The following is a 24,188-nucleotide window of genomic DNA, read 5'->3' as shown; positions in this document are numbered from 1 at the left end:
TGTCCTGGGGGGCCCGTTTGGACGCCGATCACCCCGAAAACGGGGTCCTTATTCCACGCCTAATCACAATCGACCATCACACGGATGTCCGATGCGATCCCGCGGTGGGCGCCGGCGCCCATCCCGCAACCTGTCGCGGTCGCGGATGATCTGGTTCGTCAGGATCTCATCGCGTCGGATTCCCGAGGCACCCCGGAGTACGCAACCGTACGTCCGCGGCCCCAGAAAGTGATCAGGCATTGAATTTGCTGCAGTGCGAAATGGTTGGTGTATTGTGATAGATGATCTTAGGATCAGACCTCATAAACATACCTACCACCGCTGAAATTATTTTTGAAAACATCTGTCGCCTCCGAGCCGCGGCGAGGAAAGCAGCGCAATAAATATTCTAATGATGCTTGATAAAAATCAAAAAATAGGGGCTCGATTCGGCAAAGCAGGGGTTCTCGCGATGCACATGATCGATAACAAGCTGTTCGATCAGGACGAAGAACTTCAGATGGAGTACAAAATGGTTCTGCTCGAAACGCGCGTGAGGGAACTTGAGTACATTGTCCACAAATTGATCAAGGGCAGAGTAGAGGACGAGAAGGCGAATCTATGGCTGGAGCTGGCATCCAGTGATCATAGTTATGTCGTGTCCCCCTCCATCCTGAAGGGACTCGGCCGTGAGATCGCGGAATCAATGGATCACGATTCATCCGTTCGGCGCTGACGGGTGACTCAGCCGGGCAGCGCCACCGGGCGTTGCGCCCAGGAGAGCCGGGCTGCACGAGCAGCCCGTGACCCATCGCCCGGTCAACGTCGCCGACCGACATCCCCTCTGGGCATGGGGATCGCGGCGCAGCCGGACGCCGCCCCAATCGCGCAAGGCAGCCTTGTCACCGATCCCTGAGAACACGATCGCCTGCCCTGAGATCAGAGCCCAACCCGGCGCACGCCCGCGGGGGCCGTGTCGCGCGTGGGTTGCGACCGTGTGAGGCTCTGGAGGAGACGCGTCGTCGGCCTCTCGATGGTGAGGTGGATCAGCAGGCCGCCCGCATGGGCGGCCGCTGCGAGCGTGAGGACGCAGGCAACCGGCCCGTGCGCCCCGAATACAGCCAGCCAGACCTTCTCCAAACCCACGATGATGATGAAGTGGAAGAGGTAGATGCTGTAGGAGGCGTCCGCGAGGTGCGAGAGAATGCGCGTGGGCGCCCCTGATGGGCTCGGCGCGCCGAACAGGCAGACCATCGCGACCAGCAGCACGGCGGCGCGCAGGAGGAGTTCCCAGCCCAGCGGCGGGTGAGTGCCGGCACCGGCCGCAAACAGCACGGCGATGCTGCCGCCGCAGAGCGCGAACGCGAGGCGGAACGGGTGGCGGATGAAGCCGCGTCGGTCCTCGCCGGCCCGCTCGTAGACGAGGCCGGCCACGATGCCGAGCGCGAACATCAGCATGATGCGATCGGTGAGGAAGGTCACCACCGTCGTCGGCGCGCTCGTGTCGGTCAGAGGCTTCACGAATCCGCCCGCAGCGACCAGGGCGGCAATCGCCGCCAGCAGCGCCGGGACGCCGATCCGGCGCGGCAGGAACAGGGCGAGCCCGAACATCACGTAGAAGAGCGCCTCGTAGTTGAGGGTCCAGCCGACGCCCACGACCGGCCGCAGCGGTTCGCCGGGATGCGTCACCTGCGGGACGAAGAACAGCGTGTGGAACACCTCGGATAGGCCGGGGGCGTTGTGGTGGCGCGCCCTCAGGGCGATCTCGGTGGCGGTCGCGAGCCAGTAGAGCGGGACGATCCGGATCAGGCGCCTGCGGGCGAACTCGGCCACCCCCGTCCTCCCACCGAACAGGTCGGAGGACGTGAAGATCATGATGAAGCCGCTGATCACGAAGAAGGTGTCAACCGCCATAGCACCCATCACATCGGCCATGACGTAAATGATTGCGGGAAGCTCAGACCATTGATTGGTACGGGTGATCGCGTGTGCCGAGGCGACGACGATGGTTGCGAGGGCACGCAGGATGTGCAGGTTGACGATCTTACGCATTGTACATCCTCAGATTTTACTGATTAAAATATCTAAGAATGTGTAATGGATCTTGATCCACTTGATTTTGCACAAGAATCAATCGATATCAGTATGCGTGTTGACGGCTGCATGTGGAAAATGAAGCTGATATTAAATTTCTACTAGATCGATTTACGGATCTCATAAAGATCGTCTCATGCTGCGGTATGCGCCAACATGTTTCGCTCGGCCGACGCCTGCGTGTATCGCGAAATCTGCGATCGCGTGACCTGAGCCATGTCGTCGCCGGCGGCCCAGGACCTGTACCAGCGCGCGCTTTCCGCAACGGCACGCGGCGCGTCCCACAGGGCCTGCCAGCCAAGCGCGGTCTGGGCGAGGCAGGAGTTGACCTGCAGCAGTGCGGCCTCGACGCCGGTCCGATCCTCCTCGACGAGGACACGGGTCTCGCACGGACCCCAAGCCGAGAGGAACAGCGACACGAGGTCGACAACCGGCAAGGCTCTGTGGTCGGCGGGCCCGAAATTGACGCAGGAGGGCAGGGGCGTGCCGCCGAGCAGGCCGAGCCCGAGCGTGAGATAGCCACCGAGCGGTTCGAGGACATGCTGCCAGGGCCGGACCGCGCGCGGGTAGCGCAGGGTCACGTCCTCTCCCGCGAGGACAGCGCGCACGACGTCCGGCACGAGGCGGTTCGCCGCCCAGTCGCCGCCGCCGATGACGTTGCCGGCGCGTGCCGTGACGACCCTCGGCATGTTGGCCGAGCCCGCGCCCCGGTGGAAGCTCGCATGGGTGTAGACCTCGGCAATGATCTCGGCCGCGGCCTTGCTCGCCCCATAGGGTTCGTGGCCACCGAGGGCGTCCGCCTCGGTGTAGGGAGGGCCGATCGGCCGGTCGCGATAGACCTTGTCGCTGGTGATCACCACGACGCCATCGACCCCCGGGACCGCGCGGGCGGCCTCGAGGACAGTCAGGGTCCCGATGACGTTGGTCGTCACCGTCTCGTAGGGATCAGCGAGCGCCCTGCGCACGAGGGGCTGGGCCGCGAGGTGAAAGATGATCTCGGGTTGTTCCCGGAGGACGAGATCCCGGATCGCGGCGCCGTCGCGGATATCCGCCCGGTGGTCGCGGACCCGCGCGCCGACCCCCGCCACCGAGAACAGGCTCGGATCGGTCGGCACGGCATCGCTCACGCCGATGACGGTGGCGCCCAACTCGGCCAGCCAAAGGCTGAGCCAGGCGCCCTTGAAGCCGGTATGCCCCGTCACGAGGACGCGACGTCCCCGGTAGGCATCGAATGCGCGGATCGAAGTCACCGTCTCACCTCCTCGCGTGCGATCTGCCGAAGTCCATCGGCAAGACTGATGCGCGGTGCCCAGCCGAGCGTCTGCTTGATCTTGTCCGTCGAGGCGAACTGAACGCTGCTGTCCGGTGACTCGCCGACGATGATCTGGATGTCGGATCGTCCGACTGCGTCCCTCACCAAGGTCGCGACGCTCAGGGTCGTGTAGGGCTGGTCGCCCGCGACATTGAACACTTCACCGCGCACATCCTCGTCTCCCATATGCGATGCGAGGAGCAGGATGGCGTCGACGGCATCGTCCACGTAGAGGTAGCTGCGCACCGACTGGCCATCGCGCAGTCGCGGCGAGCGATCGGCTTCGAACGCCTGCATCAGGTCGGGGATCAGACGCGCGCTGTTCGGATCTCCGGGCCCGTAGATGTTGCCGAACCGCACGATGACGGTCGGGATACCGTAGGTTTCGCCGAAGGACCGCAGCACGATCTCGGCGGCGGCCTTCGAGGCGGCGTAGGGCGCGAGCGCTGCGGTCCGATCGGACTCGCGCAGCAAGCGCCCGCCCTCGCGCGCGCCGTACACGGCCTCCGTCGAGGCATGGATGACGGCGATGCGCCGCTCCGCGCGACGGACGTCGTCGAGCAGGCCCCATAGGAAGCCCGTGTTCTGATGGAATGCACGGGCCGGTTCGGTGCGCGCGGCCCCGGCCTGGGAGGAACCGGCCAGATTGACGACGATGCCCGGCTCGAATGCCTTGAGGCGGTCGCACAGGGAGTCCGCGCCGGGCCACAACTCGACCCGTTCCAGCAGGCCCAGGCGCGCGAACAGGCTCTCGGCATCGGGCGGGCGCCGCACCAGTCCCGCGACGCACGCCCCCTCCTCCACGAGCCGGTGGCAGAGCCATGTTCCCAGGAACCCGGCCGCACCCGTCACGAGGACGCGGTTAGGCCGCGGTGTCACGGGCGAGTTCCTCGAAGCCACTCGCCCACGGCAGCGCGCCGGCAGCGAACAACTCGTTGAGCTGCTGATAGTCCTTGAACGTATCCATGCAGCGCCAGAAGCCCTCGTGGCGATTGACTCTCAGCTCGCCGTCGCCCGCGAGGCGCTCCAGCGGCTCGCGTTCGAGAATGCAGTCGCTGTCGAGGGTCAGGTAATCGAGGAATTCCCGCTGGAAGACGAAGAAGCCGCCGTTGATCAGCGAGCGATTGACCGGCTTCTCGGCGAAGCCGGTGACGGCGTCCCCCGAAATCTTGAGCTCGCCGAACTGAGAGCTCACGCCCACGCCCGTCACGGTCCCGATGCGTCCGTGGGAGAGATGATAGGAGAGGAGTTGCCGGAGATCGATGTTGGCCAGGCCGTCTCCGTAGGTGACCATGAAGGTCGGCGTGTCGATATAGCCGGCGCACTTCTTGATGCGGGCTCCGGTCTGGGTCTTGGCGCCCGTCTCGGCGAAGACGATTTCCCAATCCATCTCGCTGTTTGTTCCGAGATAAGCGCGCTCGCCCGTGCTCGTATTGAGCTTGACGTCCCGGACCCTCAGTTCTCGATCGATGAAATACTCCTTGATCATCAGTCCTCGATATCCGAGGCAGAGTACGAAGCGGCGGAACCCGTAAGAGGCGTATAATTTCATGATGTGCAGCAGGATCGGGTCCGGTCCGATCTCGATCAGCGGCTTTGGGCGCGAAGCCGTTTCCTCGCGAATGCGGGTGCCCTCGCCGCCGCACAGTATCAGGACGGGGATGTCATGAAGCCTCATGCTTACCGCTCCTTGGAAAAGCCCGGTCGAATTCGAGGGCGCGGGACGATCGTCTTCGATCCAGAACTCATGTTGTACATAAATTTATAAAAACGCAATGCAATTAATATACCCAGGATGCCACCTCTCAGGCGATCGCCAGATCGTCGACGGGGCGGCTTTCGGATTCGTGGGCCAGCCGCGGCGGGCAGCGCGCCACCTGGCTGAGGATCGCCTCGAAGCGTGCGATCTGGGCATCGACGTCGATGGCCGCGCGCAGGGCATAGGCGCGTGCGGCCTCGGATTTCCGCCGGTAGGCGTCCGCATCGGTCCAGAGCGTCCGGATCACCGCGGCCCACGCCTCCGGTGCGGCGTCGACCGGAAGGATGCAGCCGCCGGGTCCGACCGATTCCGGCAATCCGCCGCGATCGCTGGAGACGACCGGGATGCCGTTGTAGTGAGCCTCGGTGGCGACGCGTCCCCAGGTCTCCGCCTCCCATTGGCTCGGCACGAGGAGCAGGCGGGTCCAGCCGTAGACCGACCGCATGTCGACGTTCTCGCGGAACGTCACGTTGGGCAGACGCGCCATGCGTGCCTTGAGGCGCCGCGTGCCGCGCAGGCCGAGGGGCCAGCCCTTGACGAAGCAGAACGGAATCTCCGGGCAGCGGGCTGCGACCTCCAGAGCGAGGTCGACCCCTTTCACCGCCACGGGATTGATCAGCGTGACGGTGCGCGGATCCCGTGGGGCGCCGGCGTAGCGCTCCGGCCGGTGGATCGGCGGGATCACCTGCGTCGCAATCCCGTGCCGGTCCTCGAAACGCCGCTTGACGAAGTCGGAGATCGACAGGTAGCCGGCAGCCGGGATGCGATCGCTCCCGGTCGCGCCGGCCTGGCGCGGCCATCCATCGAAGCCGAGGCCGTGGAGATAGATCAGGGTGGGGACGCCGCGCTCGGCGAAGGCCGTCGAGATCGGCCAGGGATTGCCGTTCTGGATGACGACGACATCTGGACGATCCAGTTGCGGGACCATCGCGCTCGGCTGGCGGGCCCGGAACACCGGGTAGCCCAGCGCCGTGTCCGAGGAGCCCGGTGATCGGAGCCCTTGCGTCAGCCGCGCGCGGAGGCCGAACGTATCCCGATAGGAGAGCCGGGTGAGAACGCTGACCGCGTGGCCGCGCGCGATCAATTCGGTGGCGATCTCGTGCGTGTTGACCTCGACGCCGCCGCGGACCTGCGGGAGATAGGGCGTCCCGCTCGCCAGCACGATCTTCATCGCTCCACTCCCTGTCCCGGACGGATGGGGGTCGCCGCCTCGCGCCGGCGAGGCGCCCCGTCACGCCGGGTCCCGGGCAGGGCGCCCCCGGCTTGGATGGATTCAGGCGATCCTCGGGTCCCCGGATCCATGATCATGCGCTCCGGATGGTGTGCTCGGCGGCCGCGGATGCCGCACCAGCCACCCGCGTGCTGCTCCCCTGCAGGGCATCGCGCCGGGGCCGCATTTCGGCGGGCGAGACCGGCCTGCGCAGGGCGGGCAGGCGCTCCGCGTAAAGTTCCAGGAGGGCGTCGACCCAGGCCTCGGGCGTCGGGGCGAGGCGTCGGGCCTCCGCGTGGCCGCGCCGGCTCATGCCGGCGATCGCCGCGTCATCCGCCGCGAGACCGCGCAGGAGGCCGGCGAGCGCCGCCTCGTCGTGCGGGTCGCAGACGGCGCCGAAGCCGCCCGCCGCGATCTCGGGGGCCAGCATGGCGTGGTCGGGCACGACCACCGGGATGCCGCTCATCAGCGCCTCGAGGGCAACGATGCCGAAGGCCTCGCGGTAGCGGCTCGGCATCACGAGGCAGCGGGCGTCGGCGACGCGCGCGCCGATCTCGGCGCGGTCGAGCCAGCCGCACATCTCGGCCTCGGGATGCTCGGCCGCGAGCTGACCGGCCAGCGGCCCGCCGCCGATGATGCGAAGGGGCACGCCCGCCCGCTTCGCGGCGCGGGCGAGAAGCTCCACGCCCTTGTCCGCCTCGAGGCGGCCGACGAAGACGAAGGGACGGTTCGCCTCGGCGGCGACGCGCTGCGCGCGCCAGGGCAGCACCGGATTGCGCAGCGCCCGCAGGCGCTCGCGGCCGACGCCGCCCCGGACGAGATGGGGGATCATGCCCTCGTGCACCGCGAGGACCAGCGCCTCGGTCGCACCGAAATCGACGAGGGCGCGGCGCACGCCCTGGCGCAGCACGCGCCAGAGCTTGTGGCCGGCATTGCGGCGATCGCAGTTGCGGGTGAGGCAGCCGAGGCCCATCGGGGGCAGGTCGCACGCGGTCTCCCGGCGGAAATCGAAGAGGCCGCCATTGGGGCAGACGAGGAAGAAATCATGAGCGGCGACGACGAGACGCGGGGCGACGGGCGCGAGGGCCCGGAACACCGAGGGAGAGAGGATCTTCGACCAGCCGTGCAGGTGGTAGACCGTCTCGGGCGTGTCGGCCTCCGCGATGTAGCGGGCGAGCTTGGCGGCCGCCTCGGCGTTGTAGAGGCCGCGCATGGCCGCGCCCGCCCGCGGGCCCTCGAGGATGTGGCGTCCCCGGAGGGCCTCGAACGCGAGATCGGCATCGGCGGGCGTCAGGGCCTCGGCCGCGTCGCCCGTCACGAAGGTGACCGGCACGCCGCGCGCCCGGATCAGGCGGGCCGAGGCGAGGGCGAGGCCCGTCGCGCCGCCCCGCATCACCGAGACGTCGTTGATGACGACGAGGCGGCCGATCCGGTCCGGTGCCGGGCTCCGGGAGGGGGCGCTCATCGGTGCGCGCCCTCCGAACCGTCGAAGGCGAGGATGCGCGTGGGGTCCAGCCGGCCCGTGATCAGGTCGAGGGCGGCGCGGAGGTTGCCGAGGCAGCGCCCGAGCCGGTCCACAGAGGGCTCCGGCCGCGCGCAGCGCGAGAGGTTGGCCGCGATGTTGCGGCTCATGAGGAAGAGGGCCTTGCGGTGGGAGCAGGTGCCCTTGCGCACGAGATGGATCGGATTGGCGATCTGGGAATAGCCGAGCTTCACCCCCGATTGCCGGCCCGACTTGATGCCGAGATGCACCCCGCGGCTCGCCGCGACCTTCAGGATGGGGCCGTGTCGGGCGATCTGCCGGCTGAAATCGACGTCCTCGAGCCAGGCGTAGAGCGGGAGCGTCTCGTCGAAGGCGAGCCCGTGGCGGCGCACGGGGGCGAGGCGGACCGCCATGTTGCAGCCGTAGCCCGAGTAGGCCTCCTCGATCGCGTCCCGGTCCTCGCCCGTGTCCGCGGCCAGCACCGCATCCGCGAAGGCGACGTCGAAGCCCGGGCCGCGAATGCCGTCGCGCAGAACGTGGCCGGTGGTCATCACCACGTCCGGCCGGTCGCGCAGCACCGCCTCCACGGCGGCGATGTAGCCGGGACCCGGGATGAAATCGTCGTCGAGGAAGACCGCGACGTCGTCGGTCGTGAGCTCGGCCAGGATCGCGTTGCGCTGGCAGGCGAGGCCGCGCCGGCTCGTGATGACCCGGACCTCCGGGAAGCGCTCCGCGATCCCGGCCACGTCCGTCTCGGCGCTGCCGCAGACGATGACGGTATCCGGGGACCGCACCTGGCGCGCGATCCGCTCCATCAGCGCGAGGACGCAGGCGGGGCGACCCGCCGTCGCGACGGCGAGCGCGATGCGCAGGCGCGGTGTCGACACGGCCGTCGCCCTCCGTTCGATCGCGGGACGTGAGGCGCGCATCATCCATGCCTCGACGCGGAGAGGGGCCGGCGAGCGCACGAGCCCGGGCGATCGGCCTCTCGGGCGGCCGCGGCGTGAGCGTGGGGGCGCCCGGAAGGGCGGGTCAGGTGGGGCAAGGGACGGGTCCTCCGGAGGCAACGGGCTGAAGGCGCGGGGACCGGTCGGCCTCCGGCTGGGGTCGGCGCGCCCGGACGCTGTGGCGGCCGGCTGCGAGCCGCGACGATCCGAGCCCCGCCAGCAGGCAGAAGCAGAGCCCGAGATCGACGCCCGCGCCCGCGACGCTCGCCGAGGCGATGAGCGCGATGCAGGCCGCCCGCGCGGCCGCCTGGACGGCGCTGCGGTAGGCCTCCTGTCTCGGCAGGCCGCCTCGGTGCAGGATGCTGAGCAGGAACAGTGCGTAGAAGGCCGTTCCGATGACGCCGAGATTGGAGATCAGGGCGATCAGGAAGCTCGAGGCGCGCACGCTGCCGACGCCGGCGCCGAGGCCGGACGTCGCGAAGAAGACCTCGATCGCCTGCGCGTTCCACAGGGCGCGCTCCATGCCGGACTGGGTCGACATCTTGTTGAGGACCGTCGCCTCGCCGAGCTGCAGCAGAGCCTGCTGAGCCCTCTCGCTGAGGGCGACCCCCATGAGCCCGACGATGCCGAAGGCGGGCAGCAGGATCAGGAACGTCACGACGCTCCGCGAGCCGCGCCCGCTCGCGGCACGGAGCAGGCAATGGGCATAGGCGAGGCCGGAGCCGACGATGAAGCCGACATATCCCGAGCTCGACGTGGTCAGCACGAGGGCTGCGGCGGATGCCAGGGCCAGGGGCCCCGTTAGGCGCGAACGCACCCCGGCGAGCCAGAGCCGCAGACTGAACACGAAGAGCCCGAGCGTCATGTAGGCGTAGGCGGATGCCTCCGGGAACGAGCCGACGATGCGCTTGAAGCCGACGATCTCGCCGTCCTGCAGCATGCGGTAATTGGCGTTGCGGATCGGGCTCAGGATATCGCCGAGCCCGATCCGGAAGGCCGCGACATCCACGACGCCGAGGAGGAGGTTGGCGGCGGCGCAGGCCAGGAGGGCGTTCACGAGGATGCGCAGCCGGGCCTCGGTCGTGGCGCAGACCGCCCCGATGGCGAGGGCCGCGAGGTCTCCGAACAGGTAGATCGACTGCGTCAGGTTGCCGGAGACCGGCGTCAGCGGACGCAGGGTGAGGCCGAGGCCGCTCTCCGTGCGCACCACCGCGTAGACGTAGGCCTGACCCTCGAACAGCCGGGGCAGGAGGAAGGCGCTGAAGGCACCGTAGATCACGGTGGCGGCGAGCCAGAAGCCCGGCTGACCGAACGCGAAGGCGTTGAGGAGCTGCGTCCGTGAACGGTCGCGCTGGAGCAGCGTCAGCAGGCAGAAGCAGAGGAGCATGTAGGCCGGCTGCACGCTCGAGCCCTTGGTGGGGTCGCCGATGGTCAGAGCGGAGGCCGCCCCGAGCAGGGTCGAGAGGACGAGGGCGCGCAGGCCGAATTCCGGCCCGAGCAGCAGCGTCAGGAGGCCGGCGGCCAGCGTGATGAACCCGATCGCGTCGATGCTCATCGGTGCCCCGCTCAGCCGGCCGAGGCGGCGCGGAAGCGGGCCGGCACGGCCGGGCGCCGGCGCGGCGCGGCACAGCGCCGGCGGGCGTCCTCCGCCCGCAGGGATTCCAGCATCCGCAGGATCCCCTGCTTCGTCTGCGCGATCGCCTCGGCGCGCACCGTGACGTCGATGCCGGTCCACAGGGCCTCGGACACGAGCCCGGCGACCGCCTCGGCCGGGTCCGCCCGCGTCGCGACCATGAACGCCTCGCGACCGACCGAGGCGAGGAAGGCCGGAAGCTTGCCGTCCCAGGGCAGGCCGACCGACGGGATCCCGTAGGCGTAGGCCACGATATGCGCGTGGAGCCGGTGCGCCACGACGGCATCGAAACCCGCGATCCCGCGCGCGAGGTCGGCCGGGGCCCGGGGCCGGTCGGCGAAGTGGATGCCGGCCGTCTCCCCGGCGGTTCCGGCCAGGCTCGCGAGGTGCAGGCGCACGGCCTCGAGGCAGGCCTCGTCCTCGGCGGCGCCGTTGGTGAAGCAGGTGACGTCGTAGCCGGCCCCGCGGAGGGCGCGGATCATCGCCGCATAGGCGTCCGCGTCGAACGCGTGCAGGCTGTCCGGCGCGTCCGCGTGGTTGCGCAGGACGGCCGGGTGGGTGATGCCGAGGCCGATGCGGGGCCGTGCCGGCCGCGTCCGGGGGGGCCGAGGGTGGACCTCGGCGGTCAGCAGGCCCGGATCGCGGCACAGGTCCGGCCCGCGGGCCAGCGCCGGGGCGAGCCCGGCCGGCGGGTCAGGCTCGAGGAGCGCGCGCAGGCAGGCCTGCGAGGCCGCGTCGCGCACCGCGATATGGACGACGTCGCCGGAGAAGAGCCGCCGCAGAAGCCGGCGGCCGGCCCCCGACCATCCTCCGGCGACGCCGACCGCGAAGACCGCCAGGGGCAGGTTCCGCCGGCGCATCTCGGCCGCCGCGGCGGCGAGCTTCAGGGGGAAGTTCAGGTCCGCATCGGCGATGAGTTGGCCGCCGCCGACGATCGCGACATCGCAGCCCGCCAGGACCCGGCGCCAGCGCGGCCGCAGCCGCAGCCGCAGCAGGCCGCCGAGGAGTGCGCGCACGAGGAGGTGCCGGGCGGGGCGGGGCAGGCGGTGCAGCCCATCGAGGATGCGGGCGCGGCCGGCGCCGAGGCCGTCGCCGTAGCGCTCGCGCCCCGCGAGGTCGATGGAGCGGACCGCGATCCCGGGCTGGCCGGCAAGGGACGCCTCCAGGCACTCGGCGATGATGCCGTCGCCGAGGTTCGGGCTGTACTTCACGTTGAAGATCGCGACCCGCATGCCTGCCTCTCCGTGACCGGCCCCGTGAGATCTATTCCGCCGCGTGGCGGGGCACCGGCGCGAAGCCGGCGGGGTGCGGGCGCCGCGCGGCGCCCTCGCGGAGCGGGAGGCGGCCGAGCGCCGCGATGCGCCGGCCCGCATGGGCGCCGACCAGTCCCGCAACGTGCTCGCCCATCGCCTGCGCGAAGCGGTCGAGACCGAAGCGGCGGGCATGGGCGACGAGGCGCGCGGTCTCGAACGGCGTCCGCTCCGCCTCGGCCACCGCCTCCGCGAGGGCCTCGACCGACTGCGTCTCGAACAGGATTCCGGACAGGCCCGGCACGACCGTCTCGGTGGCGCCCCCGCGCGCATAGGCGATGACCGGCCGGCCACTCGCCATCGCCTCCACCGGGACGATCCCGAAATCCTCCTCGCCGGGGAAGATCAGTCCGCGGCAGCGGGCGTAGTGGTGCTTGAGCACCCCGAAGGGCTGGGGCCCGAGCACCGAGACGTTCGGGGCCGCCATGGCGCGCAGGCGGCCGAGCATCTCGCCGCCGCCGATCACCACGAGCCGGCGGCCGGAGCGGTTGAAGGCTTCGACCGCGAGATCCGGCCGCTTGTAGGCCACGAGCTCGCCGACCATGAGGTGATGATCCGACAGCTCGTTGCCGGCGACAGGCGCGAAGGCTTCCGTGTCGACCGGGGGCGCGATGACGGTGGCGTCCCGGTGATAGTAGCTCTGGATCCGATCGGCGACCGTGTGCGAGTTCGCCACGAAGTCGTCGACCCGTGCGGCCGTGCTGACGTCCCACATGCGCAGGTAATGCGACAGGACCGGCATCAGGGCCCGCGTCACCGGCCCCGCCTTGTCCCGGTAGTCGTGGGACATGTTCCAGAGATAGCGCATCGGCGAGTGGCAGTAGCAGATGTGAGCCGCGCCGGGCGCCGGGATCACGCCCTTGGCGGGGCCCGACTCGCTGCTGATCACGAGGTCGTAGTCCCGCAGGTCGAGTTGCTCGAGCGCCATCGGCATCAGCGGCAGATAGCGCTTGTACCAGGAGGCCGCCCGGGGCAGCCGGTCGATGAAGGTCGCCGTGACGCGGTGCCGGCGGATCGTCGCGGAGACGGCGTCGGGCACGTAGACATGGGTGAAGATGTCGGCGTCCGGGTAGAGGCGGCACAGCGCCTCGACCACCTTCTCGCCTCCGCGCATGCCGACGAGCCAGTAGTGGATGATCGCAACCCGCATCGGGCACTCCCACGCAGAAGGATGTCGGGCCGGGTGCCGTCCCCGGAGCACGTGTCGGCGGGCTGCCCTCAGCAGGCGCCGCGGGCGGCGAACACCGCCGGAAGGGTGCGGAGGATGATCCCGAGATCGTAGAGGAAGGTGCGCCGGGCGACGTACTCGCAATCGAAGGCCACGCGCTGGTCGTAGCTGGTGTCGCTGCGGCCGCTCACCTGCCACAGCCCGGTCAGGCCGGGCCGAACGCTGCAATACGCGCGGATATGGGCGCCGTAGCGCGGGACCTCGGACTGCACGATCGGGCGGGGCCCGACGAGGCTCATGTCGCCGCGGAGGATGTTGATCAATTGCGGCAGCTCATCGACGCTCGACTTGCGCAGGACCCTGCCGAGTGCCGTGATGCGCGGATCGTGGTGGAGCTTCTGCGTGGCCTGCCACTCCGCGCGTGCGGCGGGATGAGCGTCGAGATGGTCACGAAGGATCGCGTCGCCCGCGGCGTGCATGGTGCGAAACTTCAGGCAATCGAACCGCTCGCCGTTCCGACCGATGCGCCCGTGCTTGAAGAGAACCGGGCCGCGCGAGGACAGCTTGATCGCGATCGCGACCAGAACGAAGACGAGCGACAGGGCGAAGACGGCGATGAGCGCAACCGTGATATCGAAGGCGCGCTTGCTGCTGACGCGATCAACGATGGGCGCGTGGGAACCGACGAGTCCCGAGCTTGTCGCCAGGTCACCCTCGAAAGTGCCGGCAGGGATCGCGAGCTTCGTTGTATCCTGCATTGGGCGGCTCCGAGCACGAAAGAGCTGTGGATGCGGAAAACTTGACCCCCGGGAGCGGTTTATTAACCATTTCGCAATGTAACGCATTTAATTTTATGAACGTCAAGCTGCGGTATCGCACGGTCGCGCGTCGCGTCCGAGCGCATGCCGGAGCGCGGCTCGGTGGCGCGCTCTCGAGGCGGCCGCGCTTGTCCGGGAACGCTCCCTTGCATACCCTGTGCACGGCGCGTATCGCGTCAGCATGCGGGCCGAGACGCCGTTCGCTTCCGCTGCGCCGAGAACGACTGAAAGAAGGAGGGCCCCTCGCATGGTGGAGATCCTGATCGTCTCGCTTCTGGCAGGTGGCGTGCTCGCGCCGCTGATCTCGATCGTCCTGTTCGCATTCCTGAGCCTTCTCGTGCTCGGTATCGCCCTGGCCTTCCTGCCCCTGCCCGACGCGCTGAGCGTCTTCGCCGGCCTCCAGGCGGGCTATGTCGGCGGACTTGTCCTGCGCGCCTGCGTCGTCCGGTTGCGCGACGTCAGGTTTCGTGCCGCGACGGGACTGACGCCTCGCGACGAGCAGGCGGCCGGCCATTTCGGGGCGCACGACCCGGCCGGGCGCAGCCTCGGCACCCTGAAGCGCTAGGGCCGGGTTCCGTCATCGCCGGAACCCGGGCGCAATCCGTCGAGGATCGCGGTCCCGGTGTCGTGCCGGATCGGCCGGGTGCGGACCCGTTGGGGCGCGCGCCCGGGATCTGCCGTCAGCGCAGTCCGGTCTTCGTCGTCATGTAGAGCCATTCCTGCACGCCGGTCCGGCGCTCGTCCATCAGGTCGACGGCAAGGCGCGGGAACAGCCGCGGCAGCCAGGGCAGGACGCTGATGGGGAAGTCGGCCAGGACGCGCGGGCGTGGCCGGTAGCGGAGGATGTCGTGCGTGGCCGAGAACCGCGTCACGATCGACTCGGTGCAGCCCGGCGCGAAAGCCTCGTGGGTCTCCACCAGCACATCGGCCTGCCGCAGGCCCGCGACCCTGGCCGGATCGAGCATCGTCGCCTCGGCACCCTCGATGTCCATCAGGACGAGGCTCGGCCCCGTCGCGCGCTCCAGCTCCTTCTCCAGGTTGGCGAGGGTGCACAGGCCGCGGAGGCAGAGGCGCCCGTCGATCCCATTCACCTGCGCGACGTGGCGCAGCGCCGGATGCAGCTCCGTCTTGGCCTCGTAGGCCACGAGCTTCGTTCGCGGCATGCGCTTGCCGAAGCCCACCACATAATAGCCGTCGGCGGCCCCGATATTGATGATGGTGTCGTAGGAGCGGGCGATGATCCGCTCGATCGCCGGCCAGATCTCGAGCTCGGTGGTGCCGAGGAGATAGGAGAGGAGATGTCGCCGCGAGACCGGCGACAGGGCGAGCGTGATGCCCTCGAAGGGGCCGGAGGCGACCGTCTGACCGGTGCGGAGCAGGACGAGCTGGGCCACGCCCGACCACAGGGGGGTCGCCGCGACCCGCATGGGGGCGCGCAGAACGGGCGGGAGCTTGCGGTAGGTTCGGTAGGCGTTCTTCCAGATCGGAACCGTCTCGATCTGCCGCCATGTCGTGGGTCGCATGAATGCCTCCTGTCGTGATCCTGGCTTTCCGAAGGGCAGCGGGCCGGCTTACCGGGCCGGCTTACGAAGAGTTGTGAACAGCCAAATTCATTGCGTTGCTCCGTCAGTTCCGGATCAGCAGGAGAACAGGGCGGCCGCAGAGTCCGAGCGGTCCGGGCAGCAGGGACAGGGCGCCGCGCAGGCGATCCCGGTCCGCGGCCGTGAGCGCGTGCAGACGGCGAACGCAGATCCCGTAGACGAGCGCGGCCGCCGGGAGGGCCGCCAGGAGCGCGAGCGGTCCGGGGATGAGGTGGAGGCAGGACCGGGCCGCGAGCGCGGCGAGGCTCGCCGCCACGAAGAGCTTGCCGAGGTCGCGGAAGGGCGCCGGGCACCCCAGGCGGCGCGTGATGAACCAGAGGCCCGCGCCGACCATCGCCAGCTGGATCAGGGCCCGCGCCGCACCCGCGCCGATCAGTCCGAAGGCCGGCACCAGGGTGAACCCCGCCGTCAGGGCGAGGACGGCGCCGCACAGGCTGCTGTAGAAGACGAAATCGCTGCGCTCCAGCGCATTGACGAGGTGGGTGCCGACCGCGGAGGTCGCGCCGATCGCCGCCACGGCCACGAGGAGGCTCGCGACGGGCACGGCCGGGCGGAAGCTCTCGCCGAAGACCAGCGGCATGACGACCGGCATGATCGCCGCGAGCCCGAGGCCGGCGGGAAAGACCAGGAAGGCGATCAGGCGGGTGGCGGAGGCGTAGGCCTCGCGGACCCGATCGCCCGCGCCCCTCGCATGGGCGTTCGCGAAGTGGGGCAGGAGGGCGCCGGTGAGGAGCAGCGGCCCCTGCGTGGCAAGGCTCGCGAGGGTGAGGCCGGCCGTGAAGAGACCGACGGCCTCGTAGCCCTCGCTGCGCTGCAGGAAGTAGATCTCGATGCGGGCCCAGACGAAGGCCGACATCACCGATCCGGCCCAGGTGTAGAGCGCGAAGCGCCGCATCCGCGTCACGAGCGCGTCGGAGGGCGGCTCCGCCCTGCCGCGCGGGTCGAGGGCGGCGCGGGCGGCGGCGAGGGCGGCGGGGAGGGCGCCGAGCGCGCAGCCCGCGAGCGCCCCCGCGATACCGAAGGCGAGCGCCCCGACCAGGGTCGCGACCATCTGCACGCCGAAGCCCGCGAGGGTGAGGGCCGCGATGGCCCGGAAATCCTGCTGCCCACGCAGCACGCCGAGGTGGTACTGGCCGAGGATCTGGGCCGCGCCGGTGAGCCCGAGAATGAGCCAGATCTCGATGCGTGCGCCGAGGGTCTCGGGGGCGAGCGCGCTCCAGATCACATCGACCCGGCCCGTGGCGAGGGCAGCGGCCGCCGATCCGGCCAGCGCCAGGAGACAGAGGGCCGCCCCGAGGGTCGGCCGGAAGAAGCGCCGGGCGAGGGCCCTTTGCCGGGCCGCGTCTCCCGCCTCGGCGACGTAGCGCGTGACGGTGGTCGGCAGGCCGAGGCCCGCGATCGTGACCGCCATGGTCACGAGCCAGAGGGAGAGGGTGACGATGCCCGTGCCCTCGACCCCGAGCGTGCGGGCGGCGATGATCATGGTGCCGGCGCTCGCCAGCATCGTCGCGCCGCTCGCGATGGCCGACAGAAGGGAGTTTCGCGCCACGCGCTGGGCCATCGGTGCGCTCTCCCGGATCAGCGCGCGTAGACGCGGATGTAGTCGATCTCGAAGACCGAAGGATCGGGCGTGCGATCGATCGGAAAGCCGCCGCCGAGGGCGAGATTCGCCATCACGTACAGGGGTTGGCGGTGTTCCGGCTTCGTCGGCGTGCGCCAGACCGCGCGCCGGTTGAAGTAGACGGTGATCCAGTCTTCCTCGACATCCACCCCGTAGGTGTTGAACGCCGTCGTCGCGCCCGGCGCGGGGCTGCGGCTCCAGTCGCTGTAGTGCGGCCGGCTTCCGTCGCGGTTCCAGACATGGGCGACCGATTTGAAGAGGTCCGGCTTCGCACCGTAATACTCGAGAACGTCGATCTCGGCCGTCGCGGTCGAGCGGTCGATGCCCACGAGCCAGAAGGCCGGCCAGACGCCCTCACCCTCGGGCATGCGGGCGCGGATCTCGAAATATCCGTAGCGCTGCGCGAAGCCGCGGCCCTGCGGATCGACGGAGGCGATCAGGCCGGAACGCCAGACGTTCCCGACCTTGCGGGCCTCGATGCGCAGGACGCCGTCGCGCGTCGTGAACGGGAACCCGGGCGCGGGATCGGTGAAGCGTGCATCCCCGAAATCGCCGCCCCAGGGGACGTGGGCGATCCAGCGGGTGCCGGGACCGCGGGCGGAGATGTCCAGACTGTCGAACTCCTCCGAGAAGGTCCGGCTCCAACCGCTGAGGTCGATCTCGCTGCCGATCGGGGGCGCCTCGGCCCGCAGCGGAGCCGCCAGGATGGCGCAGGCAGCCACCGCGATGGAGAGGCGCGCGGAGGCGCGCAACTGGGATCGGTTCAAGGCGGACCTGCATTAATTGTTATTTAATGTAATTGAGATTGCCAAAAGCCGACGGCCACGTCTACACTCTTTTTTAACGCCACGACCTTTGCCGCTCCGCCTCGCGGGGCGCGAATGGCGGAGATCGACCGCGCGCTCTCAACCTGGCGGGTGCCACCGAATGCTCGACCGGCCCAGCAACGGTTCACACGTCGCCGTCGGCTACCCGTCCGAGATGCGGGCCGAGGAGACGGTCAGCCTCCGGCAGATCCACCGGTTCGTCCGGCGCTACGCCCGCACGATCGCGGCGGCGATCCTGATCGCGCTCGTCGCCGGGGGACTCTACCTGTTCTTCGCGACGCCGGTCTTCTCCGCCATGGCGGAGATCCTGATCGATCCGAGCGAGTCGCAGACCGTGCTCCAGGGACCCAACCATCTCGAGGGACCGATCGACAACGCGCGGGTCGAGAGCCAGATCGAGCTTCTGAAATCCGAGCGCATCAGCCTGCGCGTGATCCAGGAACTCAACCTCCTCGACGATCCGGCCTTCGGGCCGATCGGAAGCCTCAACCCGATCGCCCTCGTGCGCTCGCTGATGCGGTTCGGCTCGGAACCGCAGGGTGACGAGGAGTACCGGCGCCTGCGCGGTGCCGTGAACATCTTCAACGACGGGCTCACGGTCCGTCGCAAGGGCACGTCCTACGTCATCCAGGTGTATTACCAATCCGCCGATCCGGAACTCGCCGCCCGCATCGCCAATACGACGGTGGCGACCTACATCCGCGAGCAGATCGAGGCGAAGTCGGCGACGGCCCGCAGCGGGAGCAACTGGCTTCAGGAGCGCGTGGTCGAGCTGCGCGGCCAGCTCAACGGCGCGGCGCGGGCCGTGGAGGAGTTCAAGGCCCGCAACAACATCGTCGATGCCGGAAACCGGGGCCTCCTGAGCGAGCAGCAGCTCTCGGAGCTGAGCTCACAGCTCATTCTCGCCCGCGCCCGCACCGCGGAGGCCAGGGCCCGCGTCGCGCGCATCGACGAGATCCTTCGGGCGGGAAGCCCGGACGTCGCCGTCACCGAATCCCTCGGCAACCAGATCATCACGACCCTGCGCCAGCGCTACGTCGAGACCGCCGCCGCCGAGGCCGAGCTCACGGCCCGCTACGGCTCGACCCACCCGGCCGCCGAGAGCCGTCGGGCGGAGATGGCGAACCAGCGCAAGGCGATCATGGAGGAGCTCAACCGCATCGGCGAAGCCTATCGGAGCGATTTCGAGGTCGCGCGCACCCGCGAGACCACCCTCAGCAGCGAGCTCGGCAAGCTGGTCGGGGCCGCGGCACAGTCGAAGGAGGGGCAGGTGATGCTCGGCGAACTCGACACCGCCGCGCTCGCCTATCGCCGGATGTACGAGAGCTTCCTGCAGAAATTCCATGAGACCGTGCAGAAGGAATCCTTCCCGGTCTCCGACTCGCGCATCATCACCGACGCAACCCGGCCCCTCGTCCCGAGCCAGCCGCGCACGATCCTGGTCCTGGCCCTCGCGCTGCTCCTCGGCAGCGGCGCGGGCGTCGGCACCGCGATGGTGCAGCAGACCTTCGACCGCAGCATCCGCTCGCCCTCGCAGGTCCGGCGCGCCTTCGATCTCGACTGCCTCGGCATCGTCCCCCGCGTCGCCCGGCCGACGCATTTCGGCCGGACGCGGTCGGAAGCGTCGATCGAGGCGGTGCTCGAAGCGCCCGGATCGGCCTTCAGCAACGGCCTGCACGAGATCAAGACCTCGCTCGACATGGTGCGGGCTCTGCGCAACATCCGTCGCGTCGGGATCCTCTCGGCCGAGCCCGGAGCCGGCAAGACCATCCTCGCGAGCAACCTCGCGATCCTCTACGGGCTGTCCGGGCGTCGTGCCCTCGTGATCGATGCGGACCTGCACGGCGCGGGCCTCAGCCGGGCGGCCCCGGCCGATCTCGGCCTGCTCGAGGTCCTCGAAGGTGCGGTTCCGGTCAAGGCGGCGATCTGCCAGCCTGCTCGGATGCCCTACGCTCTGCTGGCCGCGAGCGGGGAGGGCTGCACCTCGGAGGCACGCTTCCATCTCGGCTCCGAGCGCATGCGCGCGACCCTCGACACCCTGCAGGAGCTGTTCGACCTGACCCTGATCGACCTTCCTGCGTTCAGCGCGGCGGTCGACGCGCGCGCCGTCAGCATCCATCTCGATGCGGTCATCCTCGTCGTCGAGTGCGGCGTGACCTCCGTCGAGAACGTCCAGCTGATGCTGAACGCGATCGCGGGATCGAATGTCGCCGTCCTCGGTGTCGTCCTCAACAAGGCGGATGCGCGGATCGCCGATGAGAGCTGAGGCACGCTCGAGCGCGAGGCCGCGGCGCGCCGGGCGATCGAAGCCGTGGAAAGGGACGCGATGACGCCGATTCCACGCGGATTTGCGACCCCGGGCGACAGCCTGATCGGCGGCTGCCGGCGACCGGATCCGCGCGGCGCGGGAGCGGCCGTCCCGGCTGCGGCCGGTCTGCTCCGGCACGGCCCGGCGCTCCGCATGATCGCGCGGCGGGGCAGCCTCGAAGCCGGTTCCGGCTCCGCGGCCCACCCGTCGCTCCCGTCCGCTCTCAGCCCCTGAGGTCCCGTCCATGCCGTCGCGTCCCCGTCACCGCATCGCGCGCCTCGTCGTTGCCGCAGGCCTGGCCGTCCTGCCCTCCGTCGGCTTCGCCGCCGGCTACACCCTCGGCCCGCAGGACAAGATCCGCATCAAGGTCGTGGAATGGCGCAGCAGCATCGGGCAGTTCTTCGAGTGGACACCCCTGGTCGGGGAGTTCGCGATCAGCAGCGCGGGCGACTTGTCCCTGCCGCTCGTGGGTGAGATCCGGGCCGTGGGCCTGCGCACGGACGAGCTTTCGGCCGAGATCGCCCGCCGCCTGCGCGACCGGGTCGGCCTCGTCGATCTGCCCGCCGCCTCCGTCGAAGTGTCCCAGTTCCGGCCCTTCTACATCCTCGGCCTCGTCGACAAGCCGGGCGAGTATCAGTTCCGGCCCGGCATGAGCGTGATCCAGGCTGTCGGGGTCGCGGGTGGCCTCTACCGGCCGACGGAGGCCGGCCTCGTGCGGATGCAGCGCGATGCGATCGCGGCCACCGGCGATTATCGTCTGCGCGAGGTTGAGATTCGTACCAATCAGGCGAAGGAGACGCGTCTCCTGGCGGAACTCGAAGGGCGGGACACGATCGTCTTCCCGCCGGAGCTCAGCGCCAGCGAAGCCAGCCGCGACCTCATCCGCGGCGAGGAACTCACGTTCCGCACGCGGCGCGACACTCTGAACGCGCAGATCGAGGGGGCCGAGCGCCTGATCGACCTGTTCCGCAACGAGATCGTCGCCCTCACGGGCAAAGTGAAATCCCAGGACCGGCAGCTCGACTTGATCAACAAGGAGAAGGACGGGGTCGCCAACCTTGTCTCGAAGGGGCTGGCGATCGTGCCGCGCCAGTACGTCCTCGAGCGCACGGCCGCCGAGATCGAGAGCAAGCGGCTCGACCTCGACACGGCCATCCTGCGCGCCAAGCAGGAGATGACCAAGGCGGAGCGCTCGATCATCGATTTCCGCAATGACCGCCGCCGCGACATCCTCACGGAACTCCAGGAGGTCCGGGCTCGCCGGGCGGAGGCCGAGCAGAGGGCGGAGACCGCCCGGACGCTCGTTCACGAGGCCGAGGTCATCGCGCCGCGCCTTCTCGCGGATCGCATCCGCAGCCAACGGCTGGTCCCGCTCTACACGCTGCTCCGGCAGACCCGGGAGGGGCCGCGCGAGATGTCGGTCAGCGAGCATGCGCTGCTTGAGCCCGGCGATGTCCTCAAGGTCGATTCCGAGGATGCCGACCAGCGCGTGGCCGTGGCTCTTCCCGATCCGAGGAGACCCGACAACGGGCGATCCCCGCTGCCCCGATAGCCGGCACCCGGAGGGCAGCCGGTTCCGATCGTCCAGACGGCACCACGATGGCATGGAGGTGAGAGATGATGGAAGCGACGTTAGGTCCCCTGGTGAGGAGCGCCTCGTCCCGCGACCGGGTCCGGCGTGCCCTCAACGCGGTCGGCTTCGACACCACGGACTGGGTGCGGGTCGTCATGTATCGCGAGTGCTTCGCGTTCGTGCAGAGCTTGCACCCCGAGCGGCTGGACACGCTCGAAATCTCCGGCGGCGTGCAGTGGACGCGCCAGTTCGATTTCCGCTCCTACACGGCCACCGCCTATCCGGGCTTCGACATCTGCGGCGAGGCGATGGAGCGTCGGTTCGACCTCATCATCGCCGACCAAGTCTTCGAACACCTGAAATGGCCGATGCGGGCTGGCCGGAACGTCTACGAGATGTTGCGTCCGGGGGGGCATTTCGTCATCGCGACGCCGTTCCTGCTGCGCGTGCATGCCTCTCCGATCGATTGCAACCGCTGGACCGAACAGGGCCTCTCCTGCCTGCTGCAGGAAAGCGGCTTCCCGGAGGAGGCGATCGCGACCGCGTCCTGGGGCAATCGCGCCTGCGTGAGGGCGAATTTCCTGAGATGGCCGCGCTACGGCTGGCACCGCTCGCTTCGCAATGAGCCGGACTTTCCGGTGATGGTCTGGGCATTCGCCCGCAAGCCACCCGAAGCACCGACCGATTGAGGGCGACGATGCGGGCCGCCGCCACGGCAGCCCGCCCGGCGCGTTGGGAGGCGCCTCCGCCCGGAGGCGGGGCCGCCTCCTCGCGCCTCGGCGACGGCGTCTTGCCGTCCCCGTCGCGAGCCCTCGCGGTTGACCGAGACCTCCCGCCGTCCGCCGTGCCAGCTTCCCGACCCACATGAGGATTTCGCCCGTCTCGCCGAGCCTGGTCCGGCCGGGCCTGCCCGAGCCTGGCACGGCGGCCCCGCCCAGGGGACAACCGTCCGGTCCGAATTCTCCGCCGCTGCGCCGACAGCCTCCCGATCCGGACCGCCACGGCGACGTCGGAGAAAATCCGCACGATGCGCAGCCACATCTATTACAATTTATACGTATTTAGTTTACGCAAGTTAGTGCGTCCTTTGGCGCGCGCGGCGCGATGTCGAGGAATGGCCGTGCGGGCAGTTTCGCGCTGCGGTTCGCGCACGGAACTCCAAGGTCTGCGTAGGCGCGTCACGAATGTTGTCGACGTAAGTTTTCAGGGCGACGATGATCGAAAATGGCGCACAGAGACACTACGATGCCATCGTCCTCGGTGCAGGCGTCAGTGGAATTACCACCGCTTCGGTTCTTGCAAGTCGTGGTCAGACGGTCTGCATCATCGATGATTATCCGGAGCCGGGCGGAAATCACTTATCATGGAGTATGGGGACGAGCACATTCGACATTGGCGCAATTTTCTTCTGGACTGACAATCCTTTATTCAAGATTTTTCCAAAAATGCGGGAGCTGTGCGTTCCCGTTCGCTTTGAAGTCAAAAAACTGACCCCCTCAGGGCATGTCCTCGACTATCCCTTCGAGTTCGGGCGGGAGCTTTTCTTCGGCTCACCCTTCTACGTCATGCGCGTTTTCCTGCAGATCCTGAGGCAGAAGGTCCGTGCGTCCGGGGCTAAGCGCTCGGCCCGCGACTTCATCCGCTACTATCTTGGGGACGACCTTCCAACTGTCACCGGTCTCAATCATTACATCCGCCGCTTCTACGGTCTCGCACCCGACGCGGTCAGTTATGAGTTCGCGACCCAGCGCATGCGCTGGATCTCGAACAACGCCGGCATCCGCGCCCGGCTGCGGCGAATCGGATTTCGCCGTTGGCGTCGAACGCCGCCCGAGCTGGTTCATGTCGTGGCACGCCCGAAGAGCGGCTTCGCGACCCTGTATCGGGCGGCCCTGGCGCAACTGGCGGACCAGGGTGTCGAAGCCTTGCTCGACGCTGCGATGCGCTCCGTCTCTCGGGAGACCGGCCTGTTCAGGGTGGCGACCCGCGAGGGGGTCGTCAGCAGTGCGCGCCTCGTCAGCACCATCCCTCTCGTCCGCGCCCTCGAACTCTTCGGCCTGGACGCGGCCACCGCACCGTCGTCCAGCAGCATGACCACGCTGTTCTGCAAGTTCCGGGGGTGGCGCAATTTTCATTCGGTGATCCTGTATAACTTCCATCACGACGGCGCTTGGAAGCGCCTCACCGTGCATTCTGACTATTATGGGCTGTCGGATGGCTGGGAATATCTCAGTGTCGAGATCACCGAACGGGACGCCGGGGTTGTGGCGGACGCCTTGTTTGACGATTTCCGGCGATGCGCCCGCAACGCAGGTCTGTTCGACGGCGAATTCGTATTGCTTGGCAATGCCCGAACGGATTTTGCTTATCCGATCTACGATATGCCGGCGGCGGCGAAGCGGGACGAGAGCGCTCAATTGTTGAAGGCCTGTGGGGTCGAGCTACTAGGCCGGCAAGGCGCGTTCGAGTACATGGCTTCATCGAAAGTTGCTGTCGACTGTGTTTTAAGTAAACTACAGTCAATAGTATAGCTGTTTAAAGTACC

General features: G+C 68.8%; 20 protein-coding genes. 6 read left to right on the top strand and 14 right to left on the bottom strand.

The window, feature by feature from the left end; translation table 11 throughout:
- Positions 1-391: 391 nt before the first annotated feature.
- A complete protein-coding gene (locus F6X51_RS25100; protein WP_150966600.1) occupies positions 392-715 on the top strand; it encodes a hypothetical protein in 324 nt (107 codons plus the stop codon).
- Between the two features lie 203 nt (positions 716-918).
- Here F6X51_RS25100 and F6X51_RS25095 read toward each other — a convergent pair whose 3' ends face one another.
- The 11 genes from F6X51_RS25095 to F6X51_RS25045 form a co-directional block, all read right to left on the bottom strand.
- On the bottom strand, positions 919-2,031 hold the full coding sequence (locus tag F6X51_RS25095; protein ID WP_150966599.1) for an acyltransferase family protein: 1,113 nt from the start codon (positions 2,029-2,031) through the stop codon (positions 919-921).
- A gap of 176 nt (positions 2,032-2,207) precedes the next feature.
- Positions 2,208-3,323: a CDP-glucose 4,6-dehydratase gene (gene rfbG, locus F6X51_RS25090; RefSeq protein WP_150966598.1), complete on the bottom strand. Its 1,116-nt coding sequence runs from the start codon at positions 3,321-3,323 to the stop codon at positions 2,208-2,210.
- On the bottom strand, positions 3,320-4,264 hold the full coding sequence (locus F6X51_RS25085; RefSeq protein WP_191970263.1) for an NAD-dependent epimerase/dehydratase family protein: 945 nt from the start codon (positions 4,262-4,264) through the stop codon (positions 3,320-3,322). Before F6X51_RS25085 ends, rfbG begins: the two co-directional genes overlap by 4 nt.
- The gene (locus F6X51_RS25080) at positions 4,248-5,063 is read right to left on the bottom strand and encodes a sugar phosphate nucleotidyltransferase (RefSeq protein WP_210250342.1); all 816 of its coding nucleotides are present in this window, start codon (positions 5,061-5,063) and stop codon (positions 4,248-4,250) included. Before F6X51_RS25080 ends, F6X51_RS25085 begins: the two co-directional genes overlap by 17 nt.
- Positions 5,064-5,190: 127 nt before the next feature.
- Complete coding sequence (locus F6X51_RS25075; RefSeq protein WP_150966596.1) at positions 5,191-6,315, bottom strand: glycosyltransferase; 1,125 nt, start codon at positions 6,313-6,315, stop codon at positions 5,191-5,193.
- Positions 6,316-6,448: 133 nt separating this feature from the next.
- Complete coding sequence (locus tag F6X51_RS25070) at positions 6,449-7,819, bottom strand: glycosyltransferase family 4 protein (RefSeq protein ID WP_150966595.1); 1,371 nt, start codon at positions 7,817-7,819, stop codon at positions 6,449-6,451.
- Positions 7,816-8,724 (bottom strand): glycosyltransferase family 2 protein, encoded by a 909-nt coding sequence (locus F6X51_RS25065; protein ID WP_246696997.1) that lies wholly within the window; start codon positions 8,722-8,724, stop codon positions 7,816-7,818. The genes F6X51_RS25070 and F6X51_RS25065 overlap by 4 nt, the downstream gene beginning before the upstream one ends.
- A gap of 145 nt (positions 8,725-8,869) precedes the next feature.
- Entirely contained in the window at positions 8,870-10,339 is a 1,470-nt protein-coding gene (locus tag F6X51_RS25060; protein ID WP_150966593.1) for a hypothetical protein, read from the bottom strand.
- An 11-nt stretch (positions 10,340-10,350) separates the two neighbouring features.
- Positions 10,351-11,649: a polysaccharide pyruvyl transferase family protein gene (locus tag F6X51_RS25055; RefSeq protein ID WP_191970262.1), complete on the bottom strand. Its 1,299-nt coding sequence runs from the start codon at positions 11,647-11,649 to the stop codon at positions 10,351-10,353.
- A 31-nt stretch (positions 11,650-11,680) separates the two neighbouring features.
- A complete protein-coding gene (locus F6X51_RS25050; protein ID WP_150966591.1) occupies positions 11,681-12,877 on the bottom strand; it encodes a glycosyltransferase in 1,197 nt (398 codons plus the stop codon).
- A 68-nt stretch (positions 12,878-12,945) separates the two neighbouring features.
- Positions 12,946-13,653 (bottom strand): sugar transferase, encoded by a 708-nt coding sequence (locus F6X51_RS25045; protein WP_150966590.1) that lies wholly within the window; start codon positions 13,651-13,653, stop codon positions 12,946-12,948.
- 307 nt (positions 13,654-13,960) lie between these two features.
- Here F6X51_RS25045 and F6X51_RS25040 point away from each other — a divergent pair, with 307 nt between their 5' ends.
- On the top strand, positions 13,961-14,278 hold the full coding sequence (locus F6X51_RS25040) for a hypothetical protein (RefSeq protein ID WP_150966589.1): 318 nt from the start codon (positions 13,961-13,963) through the stop codon (positions 14,276-14,278).
- Positions 14,279-14,393: 115 nt separating this feature from the next.
- Here F6X51_RS25040 and F6X51_RS25035 read toward each other — a convergent pair whose 3' ends face one another.
- The 3 genes from F6X51_RS25035 to F6X51_RS25025 form a co-directional block, all read right to left on the bottom strand.
- Positions 14,394-15,236, bottom strand: a complete 843-nt coding sequence (locus F6X51_RS25035) for a class I SAM-dependent methyltransferase (protein ID WP_150966588.1) — start codon at positions 15,234-15,236, stop codon at positions 14,394-14,396.
- Between the two features lie 103 nt (positions 15,237-15,339).
- A complete protein-coding gene (locus F6X51_RS25030) occupies positions 15,340-16,875 on the bottom strand; it encodes a lipopolysaccharide biosynthesis protein (protein ID WP_150966587.1) in 1,536 nt (511 codons plus the stop codon).
- Between the two features lie 17 nt (positions 16,876-16,892).
- Entirely contained in the window at positions 16,893-17,627 is a 735-nt protein-coding gene (locus tag F6X51_RS25025) for a glycoside hydrolase family 16 protein (RefSeq protein WP_407658681.1), read from the bottom strand.
- 235 nt (positions 17,628-17,862) lie between these two features.
- Between F6X51_RS25025 and F6X51_RS25020 the strand changes: the two genes are divergently transcribed.
- The 4 genes from F6X51_RS25020 (at position 17,863) to F6X51_RS25005 (ending at position 24,174) form a co-directional block, all read left to right on the top strand.
- Positions 17,863-20,028, top strand: a complete 2,166-nt coding sequence (locus F6X51_RS25020) for a GumC family protein (protein ID WP_150966586.1) — start codon at positions 17,863-17,865, stop codon at positions 20,026-20,028.
- A 286-nt stretch (positions 20,029-20,314) separates the two neighbouring features.
- Positions 20,315-21,622: a polysaccharide biosynthesis/export family protein gene (locus F6X51_RS25015; RefSeq protein WP_150966585.1), complete on the top strand. Its 1,308-nt coding sequence runs from the start codon at positions 20,315-20,317 to the stop codon at positions 21,620-21,622.
- 65 nt (positions 21,623-21,687) lie between these two features.
- Complete coding sequence (locus F6X51_RS25010; RefSeq protein WP_150966584.1) at positions 21,688-22,332, top strand: class I SAM-dependent methyltransferase; 645 nt, start codon at positions 21,688-21,690, stop codon at positions 22,330-22,332.
- A 525-nt stretch (positions 22,333-22,857) separates the two neighbouring features.
- Entirely contained in the window at positions 22,858-24,174 is a 1,317-nt protein-coding gene (locus F6X51_RS25005) for an NAD(P)-binding protein (RefSeq protein WP_150966583.1), read from the top strand.
- Positions 24,175-24,188 lie beyond the last annotated feature (14 nt).

It is taken from the genome of Methylobacterium planeticum, from assembly GCF_008806345.1.
GTDB classification, from domain to species: domain Bacteria; phylum Pseudomonadota; class Alphaproteobacteria; order Rhizobiales; family Beijerinckiaceae; genus Methylobacterium; species Methylobacterium planeticum.
This window is presented reverse-complemented; position numbering and strand designations above follow the sequence as displayed.